The following is a 20,922-nucleotide window of genomic DNA, read 5'->3' as shown; positions in this document are numbered from 1 at the left end:
CAGAATAGGGGGCATGACTGAACTCTCAACCCCCACACTCAACCATGTAACCCAGGCCTTCCACGACCTCTTCCCACCCGCTATCGCCGAAAAATGGGACGCTGTTGGCCTAGTTCTGGGCCGCTCCGACGCTCCTGTTACCACTGTGGGATTCGCGGTGGACGCCACCGTAGCAACAGCCCAAGAAGCAGCCCAGAAAGGTGCCGGGCTACTCATCACCCACCACCCCCTACTCCTGCGTGGGGCCTCCTTCTTGCCCGATACCGACTACAAGGGCGAAATCGTGCACACCCTCATCGAGGCCAGTTGCGGTTTGTTAGGGGCCCACACCAACGTAGACTCTGCCCCGCACGGCACTAATGATGCCTTCATGGACAAGCTGGGAATCACAGATACCGAGATCCTATCCGGTGAAGAGACACGAGAAATAGAAGGGGCGGACGCCCGCGTGGGCATCGGCCGTATCGGCAGCTTACCTGCCCCTATCAGCCTCAAGGAACTAGCCGAAAAAATAGCAGACTTTATTCCAGCAACAGCAGGAGGGCTACGCATTGCAGGGCGTCCTAATCAAAAGGTGCAAAAAATAGCCCTCTGCACCGGTGCTGGGGACTCCCTCTTTGACCAGGTGCGCACCGCAAAAGCAGATGTTTACATCACCGCTGATCTACGCCACCACCCAGCCTCAGAAGCTCGCGAACAAGCCCTCATCAGTGGCGGCACCCCAGCCCTTATCGACTGCTCCCACTTCGCCAGTGAATGGCTCTGGATGGACGGGGTAGCCCGCCACCTCACCGAAAAACTGGAGGAGCGAGGCTTCACTATCGACACCTACGTCTCAACCCTCAACACCGACCCCTGGGATTTCACCGTTTCCACCGGGGACGTATCAGGCTCCGCCTCAACCCGCTAAAGAACTAGTCCCTCACCAGAAGAGTCATAACACCTGGCTTCTTCTCGGTGGGGGAGAGCAGCTCCACCTCAAACCCCTCCTGCAAGACTTCAGCCAGCTCACCGGCGTCCTCAATATCAGTCAAACCCTGCTCCACCAAGTAGCGGCCCAGCAAGCCCCGATAATGCTTAGCCATATGAGAGACAACCTTGCGGCTACCATCAGCAGCAACCCTCTCAACCCTCACCAAAACATGACGTTGCGGGGCAGGAGCCCACGCCTTCGCATAGGCAGCAGAACGCCCATCAACCACCAGCTGATCCCCGGTCAACTCAGCCAGCGGCCTGCCCAGCTCACCCCGCCAAAACTTCGCTAGATCACCAATCTCACCCAAACGAGTACCCATCGACAAACGATAAGCCGGAATACGATCGGTCAGCCTCACAAGACCCCACACAGCAGAGAAAACCAGCACCGCCCTATCCGCCCGCTCACACGCCTGCGCCCCCAAAGAACTATACCCAAAAGCCTCAAACAAAACCCCCGAATATATCTCAGACGCTGCCGCCGCAGGCTCCTCCCACAAGCGGGTATTTCGCTCAACCTCAACCACCAAAGACGGGCCCACCTTCAAAAGCTTAGCCGCATCAGGTAAACCACTGACCCGCACCAACTCATCTGCCACAGCCTCACGAGCCTCCGTTAGCGCAGGAGCCACCAGCTCACCCAACTCAACCCCCGGACCAGATGTGGCAGGAGTCTTACCCTCAGACGGCGGAAACAAAATCAACATACCCACCAGTGTAGTAAAGTAGAACCCCAGAACGGGACGCCCAGGCAATCGCGAGGCAGAAACAGCTTCGAGGAAAGTCCGGGCTCCACAGCACAGGGTGGTCGATAACGTCGACTCAGGGTAACCTGCAGGCCAGTGCCACAGAAAATAAACCGCCCCACCAAGGGGGTAAGGGTGAAAAGGTGAGGTAAAAGCTCACCAGTACCGCAGGTGACTGCGGTAGCTCGGTAAACCCCACCCGGAGCAAGGCCAAACAGGGCGCGCCAGTAACCAGTGCGGTGAAGCGCCCGGGTAGGCTGCTTGAACCCGCTGGCAACGACGGGTCTAGATGGATGATTGCCACCTGCCTCAGGGCAGGTACAGAACCCGGCTTATCGGGCGTCCCGTTCTTTATGCTCTAGTGGCCGAAAGGGTCAGGGTCCACACCCGGAGTCCAGGTATTACCCTCAGTAGTCCAGCCCTCAGCCTTCACAACCTTCTTGTACTTCTTGCTGTACTTAGCGTTCAAACGGTTCACATAGAGCTTGCCATCAAGGTGGTCAGTCTCATGCTGCATCACACGGGCAAACCAGCCAGTTGCCTCAAACTTCAAAGGGTTACCCTCACCATCGAACCCGTTAACGGTCACCCACTCGGCACGCTTGAGGGGGAAAGAATAACCAGGGAAAGACAGGCAACCCTCAACCTCATCGTAAGGGTCAGGGTCAGCCGTTGAAATTTTGCCCAAGGTCAAAACCGGGTTCACCACCACACCAACCGGGGGAACGCCGTCCTCATTTTCAAATGTATAGGTAAAAAGGCGCAGGCCCACACCCACCTGGGGGGCAGCCAAGCCCACACCGTTAGAGACATCCTGAGTCTCATACATATCGTCAATAAGCTTGCGCAACTCATCATCGAAAGAGGTCACCGGAGCGGCCGGGCGGTGCAACACCGGGTTACCGTGGATAACGATAGGCAAAACAGTCATGAGAAAACCTTTCAAGAAAAACAAAAAGGGCTGCTACGATAAAAATCGTAGCAGCCCTTTTACATGGGGTGATCGACGGGGGTTGAACCCGCGACCTCCTGGACCACAACCAGGCGCTCTGCCAACTGAGCTACGACCACCATGTTCACAAAAACTACCGACTCAGCGACCGGCTTGTTTTGGCAACGGATACTAGCTTACACCCAGTTTTTATTCCCCGCAAATCAAAAAGGCAGATACGAGGGTGAGTACGCTCACGAGCCCCGCAGGTAAGAGAATCAGGCGGACGCTGGCAAGCTGCTGACACCGTCCGCCCACCTACACCCACTAAGCTGGGCTAATCTGCTGACGGGTCGCCGCAACCTCCTGGGCAACCTTCTGCGCAGTGGCACTATCAGGGCCAGGAGAAGGAACAAAAACCGTGCCACGGTAATAACGCAACTCGTCAATAGAATCCTGAATATCACCCAAAGCCCGGTGATTACCAGTCTTAGCCGGGGCATTATAGGTAGCCTTCTCAAACCAGCGGCGGGAAAGCTCCTTGATTGTAGAAACATCAATCACCCGGTAGTGCAGATAATCAACCAACTCCGGCATATCACGCACCAAAAAAGTCTTATCAGTGCCCACCGAGTTACCACCCAGCACAGCCTTACGCGGCTCAGGGACCCACTGCTTCACATAATCAAGCACAAGCTGCTGAGCCTCAGCCATAGTGATACCCTGATCCAAATCATCTAACAGGCCAGAGACCGTGTGCATATTACGCACAAAATCATCCATCTGCTCAAGAGCCTCAGGCTCAGGCTTAATGACGACATCCACACCATCACCCAAAATATTGAGATCCCCGTCAGTAACCAGGGCAGCAACCTCAATCAGGGCATCCCGCTCAAGGGAAAGGCCCGTCATCTCACAATCAATCCATACGATACGTTCATTAGAAATAGACACAGCACCAATCTACCCCCTCTTAGCTCTAACCCACAGCAGATTTTTAGTCAGCAGAGCCCTGCCGGTGTCTAACAGGGGGAAACGGCCGGGTAAAATCAGGTGTACTCTTCCGCCCGGCCAGGAGGACCATGAGCCCCAGAACAGCGCACATCCACACCGATAGCATCCCAGTGCATCGATATAACCCCAAAACAGCCTACTATGTCTCGGGTAGCCCCCTGCGTACCCTCATCTTCGGAATCATCGGCTCCCTGCTGGTGATGTTCGCATCCTTTGGCGTGGGATGGCTAGCAGATACTTCCCCATTCCGCCGAGTGGACTGGATTATCCCGCTACGCTACACCACTCCCGGGCTCATCACCTGCATCGCCCTGCTCGTGGTAGGGTCCATGATGCTCTGCCGCGAATGGCTGCGCATGGTACAAAAACTACTCGTCTGGGATCGGCGGGCACGCCGCTGGGCAACCGCAGCAACCATCTGCTGGATGCTCCCACAACTCTTTGCCCTACCCCTCTACAGCCGTGACGTCTTCTCCTACTTCGCACAGGGGCGCGTCATGGCATCAGGGCTCAACCCCTACGAATACGGGGTATCTTCAGTCAACAACTTCTTCCAATACGGTGCTGATCAGATGTGGGCAGAATCTGCCCCACCCTATGGGCCCATCTTCTTGCTGATTGAACAATGGGTCGCCCAACTCGCCGGTGACTCTGTAGACACTGCCCTCTACCTCTTTAGGATCGTTGCCCTCATCGGCGTGGGCCTCATCGCCATCTACGTGCCCAAGCTGGCAAAACTCCACGGCATCAACGGCGTCCGCGCTAACTGGCTGGTCCTAGCTAACCCCCTCTTTATCGCCGCCTTCATCACCTCCTCTCACAATGACGCCCTCATGACAGGGCTAGTGCTAGCCGGGGTCTACCATGCGGCAGCTCGCCGAGATACAGTAGGCGGGCTTTTGGGGATTACCCTAGTTACCGCTGCTGTGGCAATTAAGCCTATCGCCCTGGTAACCCTCCCCTTCATTGGGCTCTTCTGGGCCGGTAGGGGAGCAAGCTGGCACCGCCGCTTTACCTTCTGGGCCATGACTCTAGCTATCTCCATGGCAGAGCTATGGGTACTCGGGAGTATCACCGACCTAGGCTTCGGGTGGATCGGCGCCCTAGCCACCACCGGGGGCCAATACATCTGGTTCACCCCCATCGGCTTCCTCGGGCTACAAATCAACCAAATCCTAGTATCCATTACCGGCGATAACGCCCTAGCGAACTCGGTACGCGACACCTTCTTCTCCCTAGGGAAACTCATCGGTATGGTGCTAGCTGTGGTGGTGATGTTCATCGGAAAAGACGAAAACCTCATCCGCCGCACCGGCCTAGCCCTAGCCATGGTCGTCATCTTCTCACCTATGCTCCAGTCCTGGTACTTACTCTGGTTCATCCCCCTCCTGGTAGTAGCCGGTGTGCGCACCGACTGGCAGCTAGATTTCTACTTCCTCACCACCCTCTTCTTCGTCATGTACGGGGTATCAGACCAGCTCGCCGTCTCGCCCTACCTCGAAAACTTCGACCAGAATATCGGCCGCCTCATCGCAGCAGTGCTCAGCGTAGCCTACGCCTTCTGGCTAGTCTTCTTCGACCCAGCAACCCGCCGTGTCCTTCGCCGCGGCCAGCGTTCAGCCCTCTACGAGGTCACCATCTAAAACGCCCCCGGGCGGACGTTGGCCTCGGCCAATACCGGTAAAAGTGACTTTTGCCCGGCTACAGGCTAATATTGAACAGCGCTAGCCTCAGTAGCTCAGTGGATAGAGCAGGAGCCTTCTAATCTCTTGGTCGGGGGTTCGACTCCCTCCTGGGGCGCACAATATATCCCTCACTTGGTACAACAAGTGAGGGATATTTTTATGATCAAGTAAAAAATGAGGTAAGTTATCTAACAATCACCCCCGGCTGATGAACACTTCCTCTCGAAGTGAGCTCCACGGGGTAGTCGCACAGCTCAGCATAGACAGAGGAAAACTGGACACATTGGGAATAAACTAGAGTGCATGTCTACAGCTCACCTGCCTGAAACGCTCAGCGGCGCACCAGCGTCCGCGCCCTCCCTATCTCGCCGAACAATGCTTGCAGGAACCGGGCTCACCCTAGCCCTCAGCTCCCTACTCGTAGCCTGCGGCCCTGCCCAAGAGCGCATCCAACCCACAGCAAACGGCGGGAAACATACCAATGAAGCCCAGGATGTAGACATCAACCAAGTACTGAGCCAGCTAGAAGCAGAACACGGTATCACCCTCAGCTTGGCGGTCTATAACCACAGCGCAGATAACCTCTTTCTGCACCGAGGCGACCAATGGACCTATGAGGCCTCTATCGTTAAGGTTCCTATCTCCCTCACCTTGCTCAGACTCGCAGCCTTTGAAAAGCGCCTACTGACCGACGAAGAGAAAGCTCTCATCGAGGCCTCCATCACCTACTCCGATAACAATGCAACCATCGAGATTTACAGCAGATTCGGGTCGAATAAAGGAGAATCTACCGCGAGCGCAGAATCCCTCAATAAAACCTATGAACTTCTGGGCCTAACAGAAACCCGAACAGCAGGGAACTGGGGCGATAACCAAACCTGGGCTGAAGACCAGGTGTGTATCATGCGGGCCATTGTGGATACTGTTGAGTGGGTTAACGCCGCTGACGCGCAATTCCTGCTCGAAAAGATGGTGCCCTTGGACTGGTCACAAGCCTGGGGTGTGGGCTCCCAACACGGTCAGCTTGTAGCGGGGGAGCCTGTTACTGATGTGTCCGTCAAAAATGGTTGGATACAAGAAGATACCGGGGCCTGGCATATTAACTCAGTGGGTGTGGTCAGAACTGAAAGCTCAACCTATTCAATTGCTCTGTTGGGTAAAGGCTTTGCTGACCAGCAGGTAGGTTATGAGGTGGCCAGTCAGGCTGTGCAAGCCTATTTTGACCATGCGGGCTAGAAACCCCTGGCACCTGATCTGCTGTAGCTTGCCGCATGGGCGACTAAGAGATGTTGCCTGCTAGAGGTGTGAACAAAAACCGTTATATAAGCGGTGGGGCGCGTCATAACTTCACCAATTTTGGGTGCGCTAGCGCACCATCTCACGGAAAAAGTTATCCACAGCAAGGATTCTTCTGGCTCCACCACACTTACCGGTGTAACCCTTGAGATACCTGATTGACCCATACCTCAAGGAGGAGCCATGACCGATACCGTCACCATCCGAGGCTTCATCGCAACCGCACCCACCCAAAAATTCTTACCCAAGGGCAATACCCCGGTCACCAACTTCCGCATCGCCTCCACGCCCCGCTGGTTTGATGCTGCCAGCGGCACCTGGAAAGAAGGCTCAACCAACTGGTACACCGTCAACTCTTTCAGAGCCCTGGCTTACAACAGCGCCAGAAGCCTGAAAGTAGGCCAGCCTGTGCTAGTTACCGGCCGGCTCCGCGTCAAACAGTTTGAAAGGTCAGATGGTTCACCGGGCACCAGCATCGAAGTAGATGCCACCAGTATCGGCCACGACCTCACCTATGGGCTAGCAAATTTTGCCCGCGTGACAGATCGCAAACCAGATGTTGATGAGACTGACCGCACGCTCAACGAACAAGTATCAGGGGAGCCGGCGGTACACCAGGGCTATGATTCTCTACCACCGGCCGATAAAACACCCCTAGAGAACCACTCATCAGGAGCGGGGGCACAAGAGACTGATTCAGGTCTGACCGCCGATGCTGAATTAGATGAAGCTGCTGTAGCCCTTACCCACTGAAGGGCATAAGAAAAACTGGGGGCAGGGCAAACTCACACTAAGATTCTTAGAGATGCCCTGCCCTAACCCCCCAAGAGCTTGACATCAACCGGTAGGCTTAAACGCATGGCAGAATTTATCTACACCATGACTAAAGCCCGCAAAACTGTGGGCGACAAAGTCATCCTTAACGACGTATCCATGTCGTTCTTCCCCGGTGCAAAAATCGGTATGGTCGGCCCCAACGGTGCCGGTAAATCAACCATCCTAAAAATCATGGCGGGTCTTGATACCCCCTCCAACGGTGAAGCACGACTATCAGAGGGTTACACCGTAGGCATCCTCATGCAGGAGCCCCCTCTAAATGAAGAGAAGACCGTGCTGGGCAACGTCCAAGAAGGCGTCGGCGAAATCTACGAAAAGATTGTTCGCTACAACGAAATCTCAGAAGAGATGGCCAACCCGGACGCTGACTTCGATGCGCTCATGGAAGAAATGGGCAAACTGCAAGAAGCCATTGACGCCGCTAACGCCTGGGACATCGACTCCCAGCTAGAGCAGGCTATGGACGCTTTGCGCTGCCCTCCCGGGGACTCACCCGTCACCCACCTCTCCGGTGGTGAACGCCGCCGCGTAGCACTATGTAAGCTCCTACTGCAGAAGCCCGACCTGCTGCTGCTCGATGAGCCTACCAACCACCTGGACGCAGAATCCGTCCTTTGGCTAGAACAGCACCTACAGTCCTATGAGGGTGCCGTCATTGCCATTACCCACGACCGCTACTTCCTTGACCACGTTGCAGAATGGATTGCTGAAGTAGATCGCGGTAACCTCTACCCCTACGAGGGTAACTACTCTACTTACTTGGATAAGAAGCGCGCTCGCCTTGAAGTTCAGGGCAAGAAGGACGCTAAGCTCGCTAAGCGCTTGGAAGAAGAGCTGGAGTGGGTCCGCTCTAACACTAAGGGGCGTCAGGCTAAGTCAAAGGCCCGTCTGGCCCGTTATGAGGAGATGGCAGCTGAGGCTGAGAAGACCCGTAAGCTGGACTTTGAAGAAATCCAGATTCCCCCAGGGCCCCGCCTGGGTAACGTCGTTATTGAAGCAGAGAACCTGCAGAAGGGTTTTGATGGGCGTTCCCTCATCAACGGCCTCTCCTTCTCCCTGCCCCGTAACGGCATCGTTGGTGTTATCGGCCCCAACGGTGTAGGTAAGTCAACCCTGTTCAAGACCATTGTTGGCCTTGAGCCTCTTGATGGCGGTAGCCTCAAAATCGGTGAAACCGTCAAGATTTCCTACGTTGATCAGAACCGTGCCAACATCGACCCTGAAAAGTCACTGTGGGAAGTTGTTTCAGACGGCTTGGACTACATCCAGGTAGGGCAGGTAGAAATGCCCTCACGCGCCTACGTCTCAGCTTTTGGTTTTAAGGGCCCGGATCAGCAGAAGAAGGCAGGTGTGCTTTCCGGTGGTGAGCGTAACCGTCTGAACCTAGCGCTGACCCTCAAACAGGGCGGTAACCTCTTGCTGCTGGACGAACCGACCAACGACCTGGATGTTGAAACCCTCACTTCCTTGGAGAACGCCCTGCTGGAATTCCCCGGCTGTGCTGTTGTGGTCTCTCACGACCGTTGGTTCCTCGACAGAGTAGCCACCCACATTCTGGCCTGGGAAGGCACCGACGAGCAGCCCGATAAGTGGTACTGGTTCGAGGGTAACTTCGAGTCCTACGAGAAGAACAAGGTTGAGCGTTTGGGCCCTGAGGCTGCAAAGCCCCACCGCGTAGTTCACCGTAAGCTCACCCGATAAGGTGAGTTCACCGGGTGCGAGTACGCGATCGCATAAGAGCCAACCGACTGTGAGGCTCTGAGCCGAGTGAAGTCGTTAGCTAACGCAAGCAAACTCTGCGCCCACGAAAAATCCCTCCTGCCGATAAAGGCAGGAGGGATTTTTCTTTTCTTTCGTTACTGGTCGCGGTACTCGGGGAGACGAATCATCGCTTCTTGGGCTACGGTGGCTACATGTACACCGTCCTGGCTGAAAATCTTACCCACAGATAGCCCGCGGGCCTCCTGGGAGCTGGGCGATTCTTGCACGAGAAGCAGCCACTCATCGGCCCGGGCAGGGCGGTGAAACCATAGGGCGTGATCAAGAGAGGCCACCTTCATACCGGGCTCTAACCACACCTTGCCGTGCTGGCGTAGGACCGGTTCAAGCTGGGTGTAGTCCGAGGCGTAGGCGAGAGCAGCCTGATGCAGAGCAGGGTTATCTGGTAGAGCCTCAAAGGTTTTAAACCAGACCATGTTGACCGGTTGAGGGTTTTCATCGGGGCTTAGATACAGCGGGGTGGTGACGTGCCGAACATCGAAGGGGCGAGTGTAGGAGACCTTCTGGGCGATGGGTACCTGCAGGTGCCCCAGCAGATTGGCTGTGGTGGGTAGGCTTTCTGGGGCTGGTAGATTCTGCGGCATGGGGCTGCTGTGGTCGGGCCCCTGGGCAGGGGTCTGGAAGGAAGCAATGCAGGAGAAAATAGGTTGCCCGCCCTGGTAGGCCTGTACCCTGCGGGTAGAAAATGACCTGGCATCGTTCAGGGTCTCAGCCCCGTAGGAGAGGTCAGTCTCCACATCACCGGGCCGCAGAAAATAGCCGTGCAAGGAGTGAAGCCTTTTATCTTCAACGGTCTGGGCTGCGGCCATAATGGCCTGGGCTAGTACCTGCCCGCCGAAGATGCGGGGAGATTCTTTGGTGAGCGTGAGGGCACTAAAGACCTGCTCGTGGGCGGACGCCCCGCCGGGAGTGAGATCGAGCATGGCCAATAATTTTTGGGTAGGGGAGAGACTTTCTAGGGTTTGATGACTCATAGTTAAACTCTCTCACAGGCAGCCCCATTTTTCTTATGCCATGGGAAGTGCAGCCTAGTTTCTGCGATAGGGTGGTGTGTGAATAGACCGCCCTCTCTTGTCTGAAAGCCCGTGATATGACCGAGCAGAAGCTCTCTGATTACACCGACTACCTTTACCTGCCCGATGCCGCAACGGCCCGTGATCTGGCGACCTTTCTTACCCGGGCCCGTTCTGTGGACCCGCAGGCTGCTGTTCGGCTAGAGGCCAGCGGCCAAGTACTGGGGGTCTCGGCGTGCCTGCTTGCACCAGAGACGTTGCTTGATGTGACCCCTACGGTTATCGGTTTGCGGGCTATTAAGTTGACCCAGCCTGCCGAGGTTGATCTTACGGTTGAGGCGGCAGCTCTTCTCGACCGGCTAGCCCGTATCGAAGAGGCAGGGCTTGCCCTGGCCCTGCCCCCGGTGACCGTCACCGCTCCTTGGGTTGGGCGAACCGTTCCGCGTAGTGGGTGGGAGAAGAAAGGGTTTTACCTCTCCGACCATGCCCGCGCTGCTGCCCAGGAGGGAATATCCGCTGTAGACGGGGCGCTTCCCGCCAATCCGGGGCATGCGGTGGTGGCAACCGTCCGCTCACGTATCTGGTCTTCCCCTTTAGAAGCAGCTGATACTCCTGTGAATCTACCGACTGGGGCAGCTTTTGCCTTGGAGGTGCTGGGTTTCTTGCCGCCAAGGGCTACTGAGCCGATGCCTGTTTTTTCTAGCGGACGCTGGGCGCGCATCTCAGCGCGGGCCGGGCATGTGCTGGTGTATTCGGCAGCTCCCACAGTAGCCTCATAACCTTAGTAGCCTCATAACCTTTACTGGGCGCGGTTTTGCATGGCGTGAGCCGCCCGGTCAAAGTAGGCCCACATTTCAGCATCGTGCAGGGGAGAAAGCTTCAGGGTGTCCATGGCCTCACGCATGTATCTCAACCACATATCACGCTCCTTGGGGCCCACATAGAAAGGGTTGTGGCGCATACGCAGGCGCGGGTGGCCACGCTCTATCTGGTAGGTCTTGGGCCCGCCCCAGTACTGCTCAAGAAACATGAGAAGGCGGCGCTCTGCTGGGCCCAAATCCTCATCGGGGTACATGGCCCGAAACTCTGGGTCAGCTTCTACACGGGCGTAGAACTCTCGGCAGAGCTTTTCAAAAACCGGTCGGCCACCGACCTGGTAGTAGAAAGAACGCTCATCGACCGTTCGGTCTGCAGCCTGTACTTTCAGCGCACGAGCTAGGGCGTCGCGTCCTTCTGCTACCTGACGCTTGAGAGCGGCTGCGTCCTCAGGTAGGGAGGCGAGGTAGGTTTCGACTTTGTCGAGAACTTCTTGGGTGTAGAAGCGGGGGAAGAGCCCGCCGATAATCTGGCTTGAAATCTCGTGGGAGCGTTCGCGCCAGACTCCTTCAATAGCCTCAAAGTAGCGGTCAATGTAGGGTTCTGAGACTTCAGGGGCGCCCCGGTAGAAGCCGAGAATAGCTGAGCGCTGCACAATGTTAGACAGTTCGCCTGTTTCAACTACTGCGCGCCAGGTTTCTGCCTTGGCCTTAGCCGTGGGGATAGCGGCCTTAGCGGTGGCTGCTGCCTGCTGGCCGTTCGAGGTGTTATCTTCTGCTAAGGCGGCATCAATCTCGGTGGCGGTCACGCGCCCGCCTGCTGCCAGGGATACCAGCAGGTTCCAGCGTAGGTCGGTATCAATATCCAGGCCATCGAGAGTGGTGGTGCCATCGAGCAGGGCCGCCACCCTATCAAGTTGGCTGGAAGTGTGAGCTAGCCGGGCGAAGGTGCCCACCAGCTGGAACTGGTTGTCTGAGCCAGCTTCTGCCCCCTGGGCTAGCTGCCAGATACGGTCAGCTGCCTCAGCCCGAAGAGCATCAGCGTGGGCGGGGTTCAAGTAAGCGCGCAGGGTGGTCTCAAGATTCAGCAGTTGGGTACGGACGGCCGTAGAATTCGTTTCTGCCCCGATATTACCCAGTACCAGTTCAACAAACTGATGGGCGGGCATCTGGGCGTCTCGGACAGTATCCCAGAGAGAACCCCAGACCACACCGCGGGCAAGAGACGAATCAATAGCGCCCAGGTGGGCTATGGCGGTGGCGCGGGAGCGCTCATCCAGGCGAATCTTGGCGTAGGCTAGATCCTCATCGTTGACCAGAATCAAATCGGGGCGCTGGGCTCCTACGGCCATGGGCACCTCAGTTACCTGGCCTTCCACATCTATTTCTAGGCGCTCAGTGCGGGTGAGCACTTCACCGTCCAGGTTATAGAAACCAATGACCAGGCGGTGGGGGCGCAGGGTTTCAAAGCCCTCAGCGTAGCTTTGGCGCAGGGCCAGGCGGGAAATGGTGCCATCTTCTGCTTCTTCCACCTCGGTGGTGAGGGTATTGACCCCGGCAGTCTCTAGCCAGAGCTGGGACCAGGTGCGCACATCGCGTCCGCTGGTTGCCTCCAGCTCATCTAAGAGGTCATCGAGCACAGTGTTACCGTAGGCGTGCTTCTCAAAATAGACTGTGAGGGCGGCCATGAAGTTATCCTGCCCCACCCAGGCCACTAGCTGGCGTAGCACAGAGGCGCCCTTGGCATAGGTAATGCCATCGAAATTGACCTGAACATCCTGCAAGTCACTAATCGGGGCAACAATGGGGTGGGTGGAAGAGAGCTGATCCTGATTGTAGGCCCAGGTCTTTTCTGAGGCCGAAAAGGTAGCCCAGGCTTCAGGGGCAAAGCGGGTGTTCTCAGCAGCAGCCAAGGTTGACATGAACTCAGCAAAAGACTCATTCAACCATAGATCGTTCCACCACTTCATGGTGACCAGGTCACCAAACCACATGTGGGCAAGCTCGTGCAAGATGGTAATAGCACGACGCTCCACCATGGCCTCAGTTACCTTAGAACGGAAAATATAGTTCTCCAAAAAGGTCACTGCACCAGCGTTCTCCATAGCTCCGGCGTTAAACTCGGGCACAAAGAGCTGGTCATACTTCTCAAAGGGGTAGGGGGTTGAAAACTGCTCTTCAAAGAACTCAAAACCCTGGCGGGTAATGTGGAAGATTTCATCAGCATCCAGGTGCCCCATCAAAGACTGGCGGGCGTAGCAACCCAGCTTCACCTCACGCCCCTCACTATTGGTCAAAGACGAGTGCACACTAGCATAGGGCCCGGCAATGATAGCAGTAATGTAGGAGGACATCCGTGGGGTAGGGGCAAAGGTCCACTTTTTACCACCGGGAACCTCCTCAACCGAGGTCTCTGGTTGATTAGACACCACAACCCAGTGGGCCGGGGCCGTCACCAGGAACTGGAACTCAGCCTTCAGATCAGGCTGCTCAAAGACCGGGTAGACCCGGCGAGAATCAGGCACCTCAAACTGCGAGTAAAGATACACCTCACCATCTACCGGGTCCACAAAGCGGTGCAGCCCCTCACCCGTATTGGTGTAGAGCATATCTGCCTCAATGACCAGCTCATTGTGCTCAGCGAGGGAAGGCAAAGCTATACGCGCCCCGTCAGCGGCGGACGTCGGCACAGGCTCACCATTGAGCACAATACTGTGCACCGTATCAGTAATAGCATCGATAAAGGTTTCACTGCCGGGGATCGCATCAAACCGTACTACCGTCCGAGAGCCAAAGACACGCTCACCGCGTGTTAGGTCAAGCTCAACAGTGTAGGAATGCACACGCTGAATCACAGACGCTCTCTTCTCAGCTTCGGCACGGGTCAAATTCATTCCAGGCATCAGGAATCCTTCATCAATCACATCTGAACAGAGGCCTGCACCGTGCAAATAACACAGTCAACAAGCCGCAGGGCAACTGTAGGTGACCTACAATCGTATATAGGGCAATACACAGCACATATATTCCCCATTCTAAGTGCACACCAGTGATTCACATAACTAAATTACAGTGCGGTCCACCAGCCCCACCCACCACAACCAAAGGAGACACCGTGCGCGTACACATCGCAACCGACCACGCAGGCCTAGAACTTAGCCACTACCTCATCGAAGCCCTCACCGAAGCCGGCTACGAAATGGTCGACCACGGCCCGGCAGAATACGACGCCCTCGATGACTACCCCAGCTTCTGCATCAACGCCGCCCTGGCCGTGCGCGCAGACCGAGCAGCTGGCCTAGATTCTCTAGGCATCGTCCTAGGCGGCTCAGGTAACGGCGAACAGATGGCTGCTAACAAGGTTGAAGGAATCCGCGCCGCCCTAGCCTGGAACCACGACACCGCCGCCCTAGCCCGCGAACACAACAACGCCCAGGTCGTTGCAGTCGGCGGACGCCAACACACCAAGGAAGAAGCCCTAGAGATTATCAAAACCTTCCTCACCACCGAATGGACCGGCGAAGAACGCCACACCCGCCGCATCGGCCAGATGGCTGAATACGAGCAGACCGGAAAAATCGCCGGCAAACAGATCGACAGCTACGAGAGCTAATGCCAGAAGGGCACTCCATCCACCGCCTGGCCCGTCAGCTCACCGACGTTTTTGCCGGTGAGCAACTGACGGTCACCAGCCCCCAAGGAAGATTCTCTGACGGCGCCGCCCTACTCGATGGCCAAGTCTTCGACTCTGCCTTTGCCCACGGCAAACACCTCTTTGCCAGGTTCTCCAACGACCTGTACCTCAACGTACACCTAGGAATCTACGGGGCCTTCACCTTCGGCGGGGACAAGCACTTTACCGGGGCCTCATCCATCGGGGCACCCCGTAAGATTGGCGAGAAAGAAGACCACCACACCGAGCATTCAGCTACCCCTCCTGAGCCTCGGCCGACCACCCGCGTCCGCCTGGTCTCAGACCACGGCTGGGCCGACCTGGTAGGCCCTACCATTTGCCGCACACTTACTCCTGAAGACCTAGCAGCCACACGAGCTAAACTGGGCCCTGACCCACTAAACCCAGACGCAGACCCGAAAGCCTTCTACACCGCAGCAGCAAAAACAAGCCGCCCCATCGGTGTAGTCCTCATGGACCAAAAGGCCATCTCGGGAGTCGGGAACATCTTCCGCGCAGAATCCCTCTACCGCACCCAGATTGACCCCTTCACACCGGGCAAAGAATGTAGCGCCCAACAGCTTGAAGCTCTCTGGGCCGATAACAAGCACCTGCTTGAAATCGGTGTGCGCCTAGGCCGAATTATCACGACCGAGCCAGAAGACCGCCCAGGCATCCCAGAAACTGAGGCCTGGCCTGAGCACGCCAACTACGTCTACCACCGCCAGGGCCAAACCTGCACCCGCTGCGGCTCTACCATCGCCATGGAAGAGCTCTCCGGCAGAAAACTCTACTGGTGCCCAGGCTGCCAACACTAGAAGATTCTCTACCCCCAGCACCTTAGGGCTAGACAACCAGGCACACAAGAAAAGGGCCCCCGACATAATGACGGGGGCCCTTACTCTTCTCAGGCTTTAACGGTCAGGAAGATCAGAAAGATTAAAACCGTGGGCACCATCATGACACTGCACACTCGCCGGCCCGGTAGCCGTACAGGTCATACCCATCCAGCTAATAGACTGCCCTTCAGGCAACACCGTATTGGTCTTAAACCAATCATGCGTAGCAGCCCGCCCACGAGCCTGTACCGTACGAGGCTCCGTATCATCAGGGCCCATAGACACCGACTGCAACACCCAGTTCTTAGAGTCATCGGTCATACAAAACACACCGTAAGGCTGCATGAGACAGGCAACCTGAGAATCTGGGGTCTGAAAGACCACAGAGGGCTGATCGGCCGCAGCAAAACTATAGGCGTTCACATCAGCGACCGGGGCCCCGGTCACTAAATCAGCGGTAGCCAAAGAAGCTGGGTCAATAGTGAAACCATCATTGACCGGGGGCGTGAGCACACTAGTAGCCGGTGCCGGTTCCTCAGCTCTTTCAACCGGGGCAGGCTCAGCACTGCTCGTCTCAGCCGTCGCTTCGATGGTAGGGCTATCGCTAGGCGATGGGGTGGCAGCGGCACTAGGTGTAGAGATGCTAGCTTCAGCGCTCGCAGAGGTGCTGGAACTCTCCTTACCGCAACCTGTAAGTATCAGGACGCTGGTAGCAAGTAGAGCGCAAGCCGGGGCGAAACGAGAGGGTGCTATAGCCATGAAAAGGTCAACCTTGTGGTCAAAAGTGTGGGTACTTTTTCCATTCTAGACGCTAGCGACCATCTTGAGCAGGCTCTGAGCGGCCTTATCGGTCTCCTGCAAAAAGAGCGGGTCGGTGCCCGGCATGGGAGAAATGGTGGTGTCAGGGTGCTGCCCAGCAGTGGGGATACCAATCAAGAGCAGGCGTGGATCCTGGCTACCATCAGGGTGTACCAGGGCCCGGCTCACAGGATCAGTTTCAGGGGAACCAGTACCAGCAAAGGGGCGCATACGCTCACGCAGAGAAACTAACAAGGGGTCCAGGGTGCTAAAGGTATTGGGGTTATGCATCCAGGCATCCACCAGAACCTCACCTACAACAGGCTCACCGGTAGTGGGGCTGACCATCTTCCAGCCCGCATCGGTTGCCTCTACGCTCGGGGCTGCACCAATGAAACGGATCAGACCCGCATCAAGGAGAGCTAGGAGCTGGCGGGACCTAAAGAGGGGAGGGCCTGATCCGACCATCTGCCCCATTCTCATAAACTGTGAGACGTCAGCGGTGTCGGTGTAACGCCCACCAGCACCTAGAATCGATACGCGCTTACGAACTGAGGAAATGACCCACAGGGCATTCTTCAAAGGGCTAGCCTGAGCAAGCTTGGCCTGCTGGATATCCTCAGTGAGCCGCTGGCCCAGATAATCCGTCAATTCGCTGATGTCACCAGAGAAATTGGCGAGCGGGTTAAACCAGTAGTCAACATCAAAGGTTGGGTCCTCAGCCTGAGCATCAGCAAGGATAGCCGGGTAGACCTGATCCTGGAAAGAAATCGGCTCAGAGTGCTGTGACAGCTCATCAAAGACACGGTCAAAGGCAGGAGTCGGGGCAACCGGCGGCAAATCACCGTACTCACTCTTGGGCAAAAAGGGGTAGCCTCGGCCTGAGCCAATCACCATCAAGGGCTCCTGGCCGCTAGGCTCATATCGCAAGCCAGAGCGAGCTGAAGCGTCCTCGATAAAGGAGCCGCCGCGTCCTATGGTCACCAGGGCCATCACATCAAAAAAGCCCATACCTAAACCGCGCACCAAGGTAAGCTTCTGGCTCTGAGCGCTAGGAATAGCCGAAAGATCCTGCTCAACAGGGTTAGCCGGACGCACCCAAGGCAAGGACGACTGGGCCAACAGCGCCTCGTGGGACGTATCAGAAGGAGTCACCCAGCCAAGAGCCAAAACCGTTGCGTGAGAGAAAATGGTTGAACCATCAGAAAGGGTGATTTTATCTAGCTTGAGACCATCAGCCTCAATCTCCGTCAGAGACACAGCCCGAGCCTGATGCTTCTCAACAGTCACATTCTGGGGTAGGCGGTGTAAAGCAACCTCAAAGCACCACCGCAGGTAAGCCCCATAGAGGGCACGAGAAGGGTTAGACTCCGTGCGAGTTACCGCAATCTCATCAGCAAATGAAGAAATCAGCTCCGCTAAACCCTCTGAGAAAACCTCAGCCTGGGCATTAGCCGGGTAGGTCTGATACATCTGGTACTCAGGAGCATCATCATCACCCCGAATGGCCTGAATCCACTCAAACATGGTAGGGCCAGGGAAAACCGGTAGGCCCACCGAAGAACCAGGCTCAGTAAACAAAGTCACCGCACCAGCTAAGGTGTTCATGCACAAGGTACGTGTCTGCTGGGTCTCCCAAATAGCACCGGAACCAAGCTCAGAAGAATCGACAAGATGCAGAACTATAGGTTGCTCAGGGCTAGCTGCCCCTAAACGCTCCAGAACGGAAATGCCGCGAGGGCCAACCCCTACAATTGTTACGTTTGCTACGGCCACTTTGAAACTTTCTGCTTGAACTGAAATAGTGTTGTGCACACAAAATCTGACTTTTACTTTTTTCAAACCTATCACCAGCACACGCAGCAAGAATCACCTGGTGTAATAATTCGCAACCCGCACCAGCACATACCCCAATCATCACTCACACCCAAAGGAATAAGCCTGTGGCACTGACAAGGCGTCAATACCTAACACTTTTAAGCACCGGGAGCGTGGGGCTACTGACCGCCTGCACCACCCCAAGCACCTCAAACCTTACCCAGAGCCGACACCTCACCTACCTGGATTCATCCACCTGGACCACCCTCTACCCGCCATCGGTGGGCTTCTACCCCAACAGCGGCATTATGAACAACATTGCAGACCGCCTGCTCTACCAAGACCCCACCACCAGAGAACTACACCCCTGGCTGGCAACCTCCCTACCTGACATCAGCCAAGACGCAACCCAATTCACTTTCACCCTGCGTCAAGGCGCCACACACTCAGACGGAACCCCCGTCGATGCCCACAACGTAGCAAAAAACTTTGACCTCTACGGGCAAGGGGACACCTCCCGCAAGCTCACCGCCTCCGAACAAATCACCGGCTACCTGGGCAGTGAAGTTCTCGACGACTACACGGTACGGTTCTCCTTTGAAAAACCAGCCCTAGGCTTCCCCCAAGCAACCAGCTCCATGAACGCAGCAATCCTCTCTAACGCAACCCTAGAGCTGGATAACACAGGGTTTGGGCCCGGCAACGCCCCTAACATCATCGCCTCTGGTCCCTTCACCATCACCTCCGAAAAACTTGGAACAGAACTCACCCTCACCGCCCGAGAAGACTACAACTGGGCCCCACCCCACCTCACCCACCAAGGCCGACCCTGGCTCAACACCATCACCATCGCACTAGCAAGTGAAGACAGCGTGCGGGTAGGGGCCCTCATCGCTCAACAGGCACAGATAGCCCGCCAGATTGAGGCCCCTGTTGAAGATCACATCATTAACAAAGGCCTAAAAATAGTCGCCGCTGCCACCAACGGAGTCAACAACTGCTGGGACCTACGCTTCCAGCACCCCCTACTGACCGACATCCGGGTACGTAAAGCTATCGCCCTGGGTATTGACCGGCAGCAAATTCTTACCACCCTTTTCTCCCCGCGCTACACCCTGGCCACCGGGCCCCTAGCCCGCGGAGCCTTCGGGTACGTCAACCATGAGGGAGCCTACCCCTACGACCCTACCCAGGCAGCCGCCTTACTTGATGAGGCAGGCTGGGTCCCAGGGGCAGACGGTATCAGAAGTAAGGACGGCCAAAGACTAGAACTCACAGTTAACTGGAGCGCCGTTCAGCCGCGTAACCGTGAGCAATCTACCGTCATACAGGCCCAACTCAAACGCATCGGAATCCACATCAGCATTTTCCCTGGTGACCGTTCAGCACAAGGGGCAGCAACGAAAGACCCCAACCTGATCCACATCAATTCCTCCATGGTTGGACGAGCCGACTACGACGTCATCAAAAGCCAGTACTGCAGTGAAAACCGCAACTCCTTGCTCAACCTTGACCCCAAGACCGGCCAGCTAGGGGACCCAGAGCTTGAAGAGCTCACCTTCCAGGTCGCCCAAGCACCCACAACCGAAGAACGTGCGGCTGCTTCTGCCCGCATTCAGGAAATCCTGATTGAAAAAGCCTACTCCATCCCCATCTTTGAAGAGCCTCAGGTCTTTGGGCTACAACCCTTCGTACAGGGGTTTACCACCGACCCTATTGGCCGCCCCAGCTTCTACGCCGTAACCTTCACCGCCTAAGGCCCTCCATGAGAACTCGTTACCTAATCCAGCGCACAGGCCAGGCTGCCCTCGTCCTGCTTGCAGCCTTCACCTTAGCTTTCGTCCTTTTAACCGCCCTGCCGGGGGACGCCATCACCACCCGTTACGCCAACCCCGAACTAGGTTTATCTGAAGCTGAAATCAGCGAAATCAGAGCCTCCTACGGGGCAGACCGGCCGATTATCCTCCAATATTTCACAACTCTGGGGAACTTCCTGACGGGTAACTTTGGCTACTCCGTCAACTCAGGTACAGCCATTACTGACCTTATGAAGGCAGCACTACCGAGCACCCTCACCCTGGCAACGCTGGCCTTTGGGGCAGCTTTGCTCCTAGCTTTTGCTATCACCTACCTAGCCACTCAGCCCCAGATGGCCTGGCTCAACCGCGCCGTCCGTGCCCTTCCTCCAGCGATGAGCTCCATACCTAGCTTCCTCATCGGTATTCTTCTCATTCAATTCATTTCATTCCAGTTAGGGTGGGTGCCGGTCTACGGGGCAACAGATTTACAAGACCTCATCTTGCCTGTGTTGACCCTAGCCGTCCCGATTTCTGCCCCTCTGGCTCAGGTGCTGATACGCAGTATCGATGAGGTGTACACCCAGCCTTTCATCACGGTAGTAACCGCCCGCGGAGCCACAGAAAACTGGATTTTTTGGCGCAATGTTCTGCGCAATGCCTTACTACCAGCTATCACGCTTGCCGGTGTGCTCTTCGGTGAGCTTGTGGGTGGGGCCGTTGTGACCGAAGCTGTCTTCGGGCGAGCCGGTCTAGGCAACCTAACGGTTCAGGCCGTAGCCAACCGAGACACCCCGGTGCTACTGGCTATTGTGGTGGTTGCTGCCGCCGCCTACGTGCTCATCAACCTCATCGTTGATCTTCTCTACCCCCTGCTCGACCCGCGGCTGCGACACAAGGCATAACA

At 56.3% G+C, this 20,922-nt stretch carries 17 protein-coding genes, 2 tRNA genes, 1 other RNA gene and 1 pseudogene; 12 read left to right on the top strand and 9 right to left on the bottom strand.

The annotated features are described in order from the left end of the window. The first annotated feature begins 13 nt into the window (after positions 1-13). Entirely contained in the window at positions 14-910 is an 897-nt protein-coding gene (locus ACEE09_RS06980) for a Nif3-like dinuclear metal center hexameric protein (protein WP_449083308.1), read from the top strand. Positions 911-914: 4 nt separating this feature from the next. Here the strand turns inward: ACEE09_RS06980 and ACEE09_RS06975 are convergent, their stop codons facing one another. After that, complete coding sequence (locus tag ACEE09_RS06975; RefSeq protein ID WP_449083306.1) at positions 915-1,682, bottom strand: YaaA family protein; 768 nt, start codon at positions 1,680-1,682, stop codon at positions 915-917. 32 nt (positions 1,683-1,714) lie between these two features. Here ACEE09_RS06975 and rnpB point away from each other — a divergent pair. Next, positions 1,715-2,072, top strand: an RNA gene (rnpB, locus tag ACEE09_RS06970) — RNase P RNA component class A. A 7-nt stretch (positions 2,073-2,079) separates the two neighbouring features. On the opposite strand, the gene def is transcribed toward rnpB, so the two are convergent. The 3 genes from def to orn form a co-directional block, all read right to left on the bottom strand. Further along, positions 2,080-2,652, bottom strand: coding sequence for a peptide deformylase (gene def, locus ACEE09_RS06965; RefSeq protein WP_449083304.1), 573 nt, complete (start codon positions 2,650-2,652; stop codon positions 2,080-2,082). A 64-nt stretch (positions 2,653-2,716) separates the two neighbouring features. Further along, positions 2,717-2,792, bottom strand: a tRNA-His gene (locus ACEE09_RS06960). Positions 2,793-2,979: 187 nt separating this feature from the next. Next, the gene (orn, locus tag ACEE09_RS06955; protein ID WP_449083302.1) at positions 2,980-3,606 is read right to left on the bottom strand and encodes an oligoribonuclease; all 627 of its coding nucleotides are present in this window, start codon (positions 3,604-3,606) and stop codon (positions 2,980-2,982) included. Between the two features lie 128 nt (positions 3,607-3,734). Here orn and mptB point away from each other — a divergent pair, with 128 nt between their 5' ends. From mptB to ettA, 5 genes are all read left to right on the top strand, one after another. Further along, positions 3,735-5,309, top strand: coding sequence for a polyprenol phosphomannose-dependent alpha 1,6 mannosyltransferase MptB (mptB, locus tag ACEE09_RS06950; protein WP_449083300.1), 1,575 nt, complete (start codon positions 3,735-3,737; stop codon positions 5,307-5,309). Between the two features lie 84 nt (positions 5,310-5,393). Next, positions 5,394-5,466: transfer RNA gene (locus tag ACEE09_RS06945), tRNA-Arg, on the top strand. A gap of 188 nt (positions 5,467-5,654) precedes the next feature. Continuing rightward, positions 5,655-6,587 (top strand): serine hydrolase, encoded by a 933-nt coding sequence (locus ACEE09_RS06940; protein ID WP_449083298.1) that lies wholly within the window; start codon positions 5,655-5,657, stop codon positions 6,585-6,587. 243 nt (positions 6,588-6,830) lie between these two features. Further along, positions 6,831-7,400, top strand: a complete 570-nt coding sequence (locus ACEE09_RS06935; protein WP_449083296.1) for a single-stranded DNA-binding protein — start codon at positions 6,831-6,833, stop codon at positions 7,398-7,400. A gap of 105 nt (positions 7,401-7,505) precedes the next feature. Next, on the top strand, positions 7,506-9,185 hold the full coding sequence (gene ettA / locus ACEE09_RS06930; protein WP_449083294.1) for an energy-dependent translational throttle protein EttA: 1,680 nt from the start codon (positions 7,506-7,508) through the stop codon (positions 9,183-9,185). A gap of 155 nt (positions 9,186-9,340) precedes the next feature. Here the strand turns inward: ettA and ACEE09_RS06925 are convergent, their stop codons facing one another. Beyond that, positions 9,341-10,237 (bottom strand): acyl-CoA thioesterase, encoded by an 897-nt coding sequence (locus ACEE09_RS06925; RefSeq protein WP_449083292.1) that lies wholly within the window; start codon positions 10,235-10,237, stop codon positions 9,341-9,343. 116 nt (positions 10,238-10,353) lie between these two features. On the opposite strand from ACEE09_RS06925, the gene ACEE09_RS06920 reads away from it, so the two are divergent. Beyond that, on the top strand, positions 10,354-11,055 hold the full coding sequence (locus tag ACEE09_RS06920; protein WP_449083290.1) for a transcriptional regulator: 702 nt from the start codon (positions 10,354-10,356) through the stop codon (positions 11,053-11,055). A 20-nt stretch (positions 11,056-11,075) separates the two neighbouring features. On the opposite strand, the gene ACEE09_RS06915 is transcribed toward ACEE09_RS06920, so the two are convergent. Together ACEE09_RS06915 and pepN are read right to left on the bottom strand one after the other, a co-directional pair. After that, positions 11,076-11,483, bottom strand: a complete 408-nt coding sequence (locus tag ACEE09_RS06915; RefSeq protein ID WP_449083415.1) for a globin — start codon at positions 11,481-11,483, stop codon at positions 11,076-11,078. Beyond that, a pseudogene (gene pepN, locus ACEE09_RS06910) lies at positions 11,460-13,994 on the bottom strand (aminopeptidase N); the annotation flags it as partial. The gene ACEE09_RS06915 and the pseudogene pepN, both read right to left, overlap by 24 nt. A gap of 212 nt (positions 13,995-14,206) precedes the next feature. On the opposite strand from pepN, the gene ACEE09_RS06905 reads away from it, so the two are divergent. Together ACEE09_RS06905 and ACEE09_RS06900 are read left to right on the top strand one after the other, a co-directional pair. After that, a complete protein-coding gene (locus ACEE09_RS06905; protein ID WP_449083289.1) occupies positions 14,207-14,704 on the top strand; it encodes a ribose-5-phosphate isomerase in 498 nt (165 codons plus the stop codon). Further along, on the top strand, positions 14,704-15,582 hold the full coding sequence (locus ACEE09_RS06900) for an Fpg/Nei family DNA glycosylase (protein ID WP_449083288.1): 879 nt from the start codon (positions 14,704-14,706) through the stop codon (positions 15,580-15,582). Before ACEE09_RS06905 ends, ACEE09_RS06900 begins: the two co-directional genes overlap by 1 nt. Before the next feature lie 96 nt (positions 15,583-15,678). Here ACEE09_RS06900 and ACEE09_RS06895 read toward each other — a convergent pair whose 3' ends face one another. Both ACEE09_RS06895 and ACEE09_RS06890 read right to left on the bottom strand, forming a co-directional pair. Then, on the bottom strand, positions 15,679-16,362 hold the full coding sequence (locus ACEE09_RS06895) for a hypothetical protein (protein ID WP_449083286.1): 684 nt from the start codon (positions 16,360-16,362) through the stop codon (positions 15,679-15,681). Between the two features lie 45 nt (positions 16,363-16,407). Then, positions 16,408-18,177, bottom strand: coding sequence for an FAD/NAD(P)-binding protein (locus ACEE09_RS06890; protein WP_449083284.1), 1,770 nt, complete (start codon positions 18,175-18,177; stop codon positions 16,408-16,410). Between the two features lie 215 nt (positions 18,178-18,392). Between ACEE09_RS06890 and ACEE09_RS06885 the strand changes: the two genes are divergently transcribed. Continuing rightward, a complete protein-coding gene (locus ACEE09_RS06885) occupies positions 18,393-19,976 on the top strand; it encodes a TIGR04028 family ABC transporter substrate-binding protein (RefSeq protein ID WP_449083282.1) in 1,584 nt (527 codons plus the stop codon). Between the two features lie 8 nt (positions 19,977-19,984). Continuing rightward, positions 19,985-20,920, top strand: a complete 936-nt coding sequence (locus ACEE09_RS06880; RefSeq protein WP_449083281.1) for an ABC transporter permease — start codon at positions 19,985-19,987, stop codon at positions 20,918-20,920. Positions 20,921-20,922 lie beyond the last annotated feature (2 nt).

It is taken from the genome of Rothia sp. 88186D007BW (assembly GCF_053544215.1).
Note: the sequence above shows the minus strand (reverse complement) of the source record. Positions and strands in the feature narration are given on the sequence as shown.